The organism is Acinetobacter lwoffii, assembly GCF_022809915.1.
GTDB classification, from domain to species: Bacteria; Pseudomonadota; Gammaproteobacteria; order Pseudomonadales; family Moraxellaceae; genus Acinetobacter; species Acinetobacter lwoffii_M.
Genome location: NZ_JALGQY010000002.1, coordinates 265333 through 272913 on the forward strand (window position 1 = coordinate 265333; position 7581 = coordinate 272913).

9 protein-coding genes and 1 pseudogene are annotated in these 7581 nt (G+C 45.1%); 4 read left to right on the forward strand and 6 right to left on the reverse strand.

The genetic code is table 11. The annotated features are described in order from the left end of the window. Positions 1-228: 228 nt before the first annotated feature. On the forward strand, positions 229-711 hold the full coding sequence (locus MTX11_RS02840; protein WP_164543346.1) for a hypothetical protein: 483 nt from the start codon (positions 229-231) through the stop codon (positions 709-711). 65 nt (positions 712-776) lie between these two features. On the opposite strand, the gene MTX11_RS02845 is transcribed toward MTX11_RS02840, so the two are convergent. The 3 genes from MTX11_RS02845 to MTX11_RS02855 form a co-directional block, all read right to left on the reverse strand. Beyond that, positions 777-1733: a 2-hydroxyacid dehydrogenase gene (locus MTX11_RS02845; protein WP_243474294.1), complete on the reverse strand. Its 957-nt coding sequence runs from the start codon at positions 1731-1733 to the stop codon at positions 777-779. A gap of 89 nt (positions 1734-1822) precedes the next feature. After that, positions 1823-2020 (reverse strand): hypothetical protein, encoded by a 198-nt coding sequence (locus MTX11_RS02850; RefSeq protein ID WP_243474295.1) that lies wholly within the window; start codon positions 2018-2020, stop codon positions 1823-1825. Positions 2021-2145: 125 nt separating this feature from the next. Further along, on the reverse strand, positions 2146-3417 hold the full coding sequence (locus MTX11_RS02855) for a hypothetical protein (protein ID WP_243474296.1): 1272 nt from the start codon (positions 3415-3417) through the stop codon (positions 2146-2148). A gap of 113 nt (positions 3418-3530) precedes the next feature. Here MTX11_RS02855 and MTX11_RS02860 point away from each other — a divergent pair, with 113 nt between their 5' ends. Further along, entirely contained in the window at positions 3531-4307 is a 777-nt protein-coding gene (locus tag MTX11_RS02860) for a class I SAM-dependent methyltransferase (protein ID WP_243474297.1), read from the forward strand. A 15-nt stretch (positions 4308-4322) separates the two neighbouring features. Next, positions 4323-4910 (forward strand): hypothetical protein, encoded by a 588-nt coding sequence (locus MTX11_RS02865; RefSeq protein ID WP_243474298.1) that lies wholly within the window; start codon positions 4323-4325, stop codon positions 4908-4910. Positions 4911-5061: 151 nt separating this feature from the next. On the opposite strand, the gene MTX11_RS02870 is transcribed toward MTX11_RS02865, so the two are convergent. Both MTX11_RS02870 and MTX11_RS02875 read right to left on the reverse strand, forming a co-directional pair. After that, entirely contained in the window at positions 5062-6261 is a 1200-nt protein-coding gene (locus MTX11_RS02870) for a TIGR03862 family flavoprotein (RefSeq protein ID WP_243474299.1), read from the reverse strand. A 4-nt stretch (positions 6262-6265) separates the two neighbouring features. Beyond that, positions 6266-6910: a tRNA (guanine-N(7)-)-methyltransferase gene (locus MTX11_RS02875; protein WP_243474301.1), complete on the reverse strand. Its 645-nt coding sequence runs from the start codon at positions 6908-6910 to the stop codon at positions 6266-6268. 84 nt (positions 6911-6994) lie between these two features. Between MTX11_RS02875 and MTX11_RS02880 the strand changes: the two genes are divergently transcribed. Then, a complete protein-coding gene (locus tag MTX11_RS02880; protein ID WP_004278554.1) occupies positions 6995-7168 on the forward strand; it encodes a DNA gyrase inhibitor YacG in 174 nt (57 codons plus the stop codon). 70 nt (positions 7169-7238) lie between these two features. Here the strand turns inward: MTX11_RS02880 and MTX11_RS02885 are convergent. Then, positions 7239-7506, reverse strand: a pseudogene (locus MTX11_RS02885) (transposase); the annotation flags it as partial. Between the last annotated feature and the right edge of the window lie 75 nt (positions 7507-7581).

Genomic DNA, 7581 nt, shown 5'->3' on the forward strand with positions numbered 1-7581 from the left:
AAGATCGCCTTGTTTCTAGTCTAAGAACAGGGCTTTTATTTTGCTAAAAATCAATTCGACACTTGGGCTAATTTCTACTGCCCTTTCTTTAAAAATTACAATATTTCGGCACAGATCCACCTGAAAGCTCTGCACTCTTCACAGGATATTCATTGTTTTTGGCCCATTATCCGTTACACTGAAAAACAAACTCAGACCGCACTTAGACGAATTCGAGGTCGATCCATAATGAATATCAAAACCCCAATTATTTTAACGACAGCTTTAATGCTTTCTGTTCCAGCATTCGCACAAACCACGACTCAGTCTGCCAAACCGGTTAAACCCTATGGTGAAAATCCGAACTTGCTGCATGTGTTTGCCTATAAAGCACAAGAAGGCGTGATTAATACCGCCGAGAAAGTCGGTGAAGCAACGGAAAAAGGCATTGCCAAAATCAAGCCGGGGGTAGACCGTGCCTGGAGTAATACCAAGTCTGCAACTTCTGATACACTGCAAAAAGTAGATCAGGGTGCAACTCAGGCAGCGCAGCAAACTGGTCAGAAAATCCAGCAGACCAAAGAAGTCTGGCGTGGCAATTCACAGCAGGCACCTATCGTGCAGCAGCCTTTAAGTGAGTCCTCTACTACCCCACAGCAAACAACCACCCCACAAATGCAGCCTCAATCTGGTTCAGGTTCAGCCACCAGTTATGCGGTAACCGATTTATAAAAAAAGCCCGTGATGGGCTTTTTTAATTTTTAGAAAATAAAACTATTACCTTGTATCGACGCGATCTATGAATTGACCTGCCGGATCGGCTGACCTTGTTTAAATGCTGCTACGTTTTCCACCATCTGATCCACAATCCGTTGTCTTGCATCGACACTGCCCCAAGCATTATGTGGTGTCACAATCAGGTTGGGAATCGTTGAATCAAGTAGTACATTGCCCTGTTTCGGTGGCTCTACCGTGAGTACATCCGTCGCTGCACCGGCAATCTTGCCTGCACGCAGAGCCTCAACCAATGCCGCTTCATCAACAATTCCACCACGCGCACAGTTAATTAAAAATGCACTGCTTTTCATTGCATCCAGTTCAGCATGACTGATTAAATGGTGGGTATCTTCAGTGAGTGGACAATGCAAAGTTAAAAAATCGACTTGAGGAAGCAGCTCGGTAAATGGGATACGGGATGCATCCGCCGGACGATTTGGCAGCGCGGCAATAAGCACTTTCATGCCAAAGGCCTCGGCCAGTTTCGCCACCGCATGACCCAGTTCGCCATAACCCACAATGCCCAATGTTTTTCCGGCCAGCTCGACAATTGGCGCATCCAGCAAACAGAACTGACTGGCTTTTTGCCATTCGCCTTGTTCTAATGCACGTTGATAAGACAGGAATGAAGTCGCCAGATTGAGCATCAACATGATGGTATGCTGCGCGACTGCCGAAGTGCCATAAGCCTGACAGTTACACACGACGATCCCTTGCGCTTTGGCCGCCTCAAGGTCGACATTATTGGTGCCGGTTGCGGAGATTAAAATGAGTTTGAGTTGAGGGCATTGCTGAATCGTAGCTGCATCGATCATCACCTTATTCGTAATGATGACATCGAAACCAGCTACACGGGATGCAATCTCGGCAGCCGAGGTCGCCGGATACAAAACTAGTGAATCAAATACTGCATGCAGTGCCTGAAAGTCCAAATCCTGCTGGTCTAAAGAAGCATAGTCTAAATAAACGGCTTTCATGGCTGTTCCCTCAATCCTGTTTGACAATTTATGTCTGTCATTTAAAACAAGTCATTGAGGCTTTTCAACCTGTTTCCAGCCTGATGCAATTAATCCAGCGGTTTATCCATATGATTACGTAGTGACTTGCGAATTCGATACACCACATACACAGACAGAATAATCATAAAGATGATGGACGCACTGACCATGATCACTGCAGGATGCACAGTTTCTGCATGCGCCAGATTAGGTAGAACCAAACCGAAGATAAAATATAATTGCATCATCCGAGTCGCTTGCATCATAGAGATCCCCTTCTTCGTTTCAACCATCGGGAACGATATAATTGGTTTATTATTTATACCGCTTATCTCTATATTATGCCAAGCCCATCACAAGTCAAATAATTGTTTTTTATAAAAATTTTTAGTTAATTTATCTCGCTGTGCGTCACAAACTGCGTATTTTTGTCACTATCGTCGATAAAAGCAGCAGCACCATACTCATTGGTACTCAGATTCAGCTGCTTATAGCTAAACATATAAAAATCGCTATAACGCTTCATTAAAATCGGGTGCATGCCCAGACTAAGCTCATCCTGTTCCTTGATCAGTTTCATGATGTGCCGGTCATTCATCACCACCAGATAACGTTCATCATTCAGGTTAATGCTCAATAAACCATTACCTTTGGCATAAATCGGAATCAGAAATTTATGGTTCAGGGCAATTGCACCTTCTGCATAACTTTCGATTTTATGGCTGATGACATTAAATACCAGACCATGTCCATAGTGGTCCAATAACAGCTGACGATTTTCCTGCGGCAAATTCACATGAATGCCCAGTTTGAGCAGGTCATGCTGATCAACCTGTTTATTGCGTAACAGTTCCCGCAAAATCACCTGTTTCTGGCTGGCATCAAAAAACTGGTTATCCAGTTGCAGATCGTTATTTTTCAGAATGAGTCCCAAAGCCATGCGGTGTCGTGGCAAGACATTTTCAATCACCTTGCGATAATAGAACTTGCTGTTTTTCTTGACCCGGCGCATTTTCTGATAGAAATAGCTTGGCTCATATTCATGCACCAAAAAGTCATAGAGCAATTCGGAACTGGCCAAAACTGCGATCGCATCATGTCCGGTAAAAGGTAAATGCAGCACATGATGATGCGGAATCAGCGCCTCTAATTTCAGATAATGGGCACGATCTTCGGCACAGTAAGGATCATAGACAATAATATATTCGCAGGTGTTGTCGATATCTTCGGCTGCAACCCGCATATTTGTATTCAGCTCTGGCTGATAGAACATGTTATAACGGGCATCATGTACATCTTCCGGATCGATCGAGTATTGCGGCACCATCGCCACCACCCGTTGTACGCCCAAGGCACGGGAATACTTGATCGCAGCATAGCCGCCCATCGAACCGCCATAGGCAATACGCTGCTGAAACGGCTCAATCAGATCTGCGATGGCTTGCAACATGTTCCACATGGAACCTTGTGGAAACCAGGATTTATGCTTGGGCATAATACCAAGTACATTAAACTCGAATTTCGCCAGTGACTTTTCTGCATTGATGTTGAGGCCCTTGGCACGGGTAATCAAATCGCCAAATGAAAAAATCAGTTCTGAAGAGGAGCCCGGCATAAAAATCGCGCGTATATGTTCATCTTCAAAAACAATCTGCTTGTCCATAACTTTCCCGTGCTGGTAAATCGAACCCTTCCACAACAATTCATTCAATGAACGCTGTCAAAAAAGTGAATATGCTATTTTATATCGATCAAAAAGATTAAAAAGCGCAAAATATGACACAATCATTACATCCTGCAGCAAAACGGGGTTTTAGTGCGTCGGCTGAGCTCTATCAGCAAGTGCGTCCTGATTATCCGGCAGAAATCAGCCAGTGGCTGAGTAAAACGCTGGCTTTGCCTGCAGATGCGCATGTTTTGGATTTGGGCAGTGGCACCGGCAAGTTTATCCCCTATTTACGCCCGCTCAGTAAGCACATTATCGCAATTGATCCTGTCCCGGAAATGCTGGCTCAATTAAAACAGGCGCATCCGGACATTCATGCAATTGAAGGCGTTAGCCATCAACTTCCCCTGCCTGATCATAGCCTGAATGCGGTATTTTGTGCACAGTCATTTCACTGGTTTGCCGATTCTGCTACCTTACAAGAATTAGATCGGGTACTCAAACCGCAGGGTTGTCTGGTGTTAATTTGGAATCAGCGCGATACTCGGATCGACTGGGTTCAGGCCTTGGCCGATTGTATTGCCCCCTTGGAAGGCGATACGCCGCGCTATCATAGCGGCACCTGGCGCGAGGTCTTTGCACAGCAAACGCTATTTCAGCCCTATGCAGAAACCACAATGACCCAGCAACAGCATGGCAGTGTCGAGCAAGTGGTATCTAGGCGGCTGCTCTCGACTAGTTTTATTGCAGCCATGCCTGAACAGCAGCAGGCACAGTTAAAACAACAATTTGAACAGATCATCCAGCAATATACAGCCAAAAGCGCAGAGGAAATGATCGATTTTCCTTATGTCACCCATATCTATGTGTTCAAGAAAAGTAATTAAAAACAGGAGGCGATCATGAATAAAATACCAGGAATGACACGAACGCTGTTGTTCGCTGCGGCCATGCTGCTGATGGCATGTGACCAGAAAACGACCGAAACTCCGACTGAAGCGACAACAGATAATACGGCTTCAGATCAAGTCATGCAGGAACTGAAAACCGAGCCACTGAAAGACTTCCCTAAAACTGCCGATGATCCACATGATATTGCTGCATTGACGGATTATGAACAGCGCTTTCAGGAAATGAGCAGCGACCTGGAAAAAGAATTAAACAGCATGCGCGATGATGAAAATATGACAGAAGAATTTGTCCAGCAACGTCAGCATGATCATGTCCAGTCAGCATTGAATATGTTGAAGGCTTTAGAACTGAAAACCGAACAGGGCCGCTATATTCAGGGCTTGATGTATCAATACTGGGAACATCAGGACAAATTACTCAATACTCCCAAGACTCAAGCTACACCCGTGAATGAAGCCAGTGAGAATGTCAAAGGTCTAGGGAAATATCTACACGCCCAAGAACAACTGGAACGCTGGCGTTCGCAATATCCGGATCTCGCCAAGAAAGAACCAGCTTCCCGGCAAGTGAAGGAATAGTCTAGGAGGCTAAATTGGCACACAGCTTAGATAAAATACAAAAATAATCTAAGCTGAACTGGCAGCGTTAAAACAACGTGGATCAACCAGGCCAGAGCTATTGAGTCTGTATTTCAGTATAAATGCCAGTTCGTGCTGACCATAAAATGAGTTAGTGTGCTGTCAGAAACTGATGCACACCTTCTCCCGCTGCACGCCCTGTGGCAAAACACGCGGTCAGCAAATAACCACCGGTCGGTGCATCCCAGTCCAGCATTTCTCCACACAGAAATACATATGGATTAGATTTCAATTGTAGCTGTTCTGACAACACTTTACGCTTGACACCACCTGCACAGCTAATTGCCTCTTCAATCGGGCGGAAACCTGTGAGTGGAATGGTCAAATGTTTAATTTTTTTGGCTAATTCAGCAGGATCTTGCCATACCGCTTTGGCCACCAGTTCCCGTACCAGAGCCGCCTTGGCACCGTCCAATCCGGCTTTACGCCAGACATTAGTTAAAGACTGCTTCTTACTTGGCTGTATTTTTTGCACAAGCTGTTCGATGCTTTGATTTGGGAAGAGGTCCAGATGCAGCTGCATAGGCTGCCCCTGTTTTAGTTGCTCGCGTAAGCCACGCCCCTGCTTATAGATCAGACCACTTTCCAGACCATAATGACTGATCACGATATCGCCGATGGTCTTTTCACCTTGCCCAACCCATGCTGCAACACGTTTCAGCGGCTGACCAAAGACTGGCTGCATAAATCGAGACCAGGGATATTCCACTCCGGCATTACTGGCCTGGAAAGGCTCAATTTCATCCGGCTTTAACCAGGCTTGCCATGCACCATCACTACCCAACGCTGACCAAGACACTGCACCACAAGCCAGAATAATGGCATCAAAATGTTCAGTGCGATGTTCATTATTTTTCAGATCATGTAGCTCAAGCTGTTGTTGCTCTAACTGGCTGACTTTATGCCGGTAATGAAACTGGATGCCATCACTAGCCAAACGCTTGAGCCAGGCACGCAGCAAGGGCGCGGCTTTCATCTCTGTGGGAAATACCCGGCCGGACGAACCGATATAAGGTTCAATACCGAGCTGTTTCATCCAGTCTTGAATCCAGACCGCATCCCACTGTTTGATCCAAGGGGACAACCACTCCACCTGATCATAACTTTGTACAAACTGTGGCACAGGCTCAGCATGGGAAATATTCAGGCCGGTCTTTCCTGCCATCAGGAGTTTTCGCGCGGCAGACGGCTTTTGCTCATAGACATGCAACTCATAATCAAACTGACTGAGCACTTCTGCTGCCATTAAGCCTGCAGGGCCTGCGCCCACAATAGCAATGCGTTTGCTCATCTGCTTAGTCCGAGACGGTGGCATTCTGCCCTTGCAAAGGCTGGAAATCATCAAAGCGCGTTACATATCTTTCAGGCTTGCTGATGATCAGTTGCTGGCATAGTTCACCGCGCTCCAGATATTTAATTTCAAAATGGGTACGCGCCGAATCTGCAGCAATCACTTCTTTGACAAAAGGTAGCTTCCAGAGCTCTCGCACTTGTATTTCTGCTTCTTCGATATAGGCAGGAATATTACTGGCCAAAGTAATCGTTCCCCCGGTTTTCAGGCGGGAAAGTAGAAACTCAAAAAATGGCATATTGACCCAGCGCTGTGCCGGATTATGCGGTTCAGGATTTGGATATAAAATAAAGAATTGTTCTACCTGCTGCGGATACAGTGCATGCACGATCCACGGTAAAGCATCGGCATGAACGGTTTGTAAATTAGTTTGACCCTCAACAGCATGCTGTTTTTGCATCGCCAGAAATTTTTCACGGGTACGTTCAATTGCAATCAGTTGAGTGTCTGGATTGTTCTTGCTGAATAACAAGGCATGTTTACCTTTACCCGCTCCCACTTCGACGCAGACCGGTTCAGGACTGATGCTTTGAAAATCACGGGGCGCATGCATACGCTGTGCTTGAAATTGACGAATCGGCATAATCAGATCAAACTAATAAAAACCGCATAAGTCTAACAAGTGCGGCTATATTTGCCTAATCGAACCTTTATTTTTCTTTGGAGTCGTCCCATGCCTACCACTTTAAACTGTCCGCGCTGTGGCAAGCTGACCACATGGGAAGATAATGAATTCCGTCCTTTTTGCTCAGAACGTTGCAAGATGATTGATCTAGGCGCTTGGGCCAATGAGGAATATAGTTTGCCTACTCAGGATGCACCACAAGCCGACAACAGCGAAGAATAAAATGTCTTCCCTGTCGAAAATTCTGTCTGAAAGCAGAATCTTGTCGAAATTAAGTAGGGTCTGTTGACATTTACTGTTCATAATTAACCCTATAAAGGTAGCCATAAAAATATACAGGCTAAAGCAACAGAACTTTGATAATTTCTTTTGAGCTTGTCATATCGAGTAGCTATTCCTCTAAATTGCTTTAATCTACAAAACATATTTTCAACTAAATGCCTGATTTTATATAAATACCAGTCCATATGGTCATTGTTCGATTGGCTATTTGTTTTCTTTGGTATATTCGCTTTAGTCCCTGTTTTCCTGATCTGTTCACGCAGTGGTTCTGAATCATGATCCTAGACAGTATCGTGGACAATCGATCCCTCTAAATTCTTGAAATATTTCTGTTCAAAGGCTTCTGGACTTAA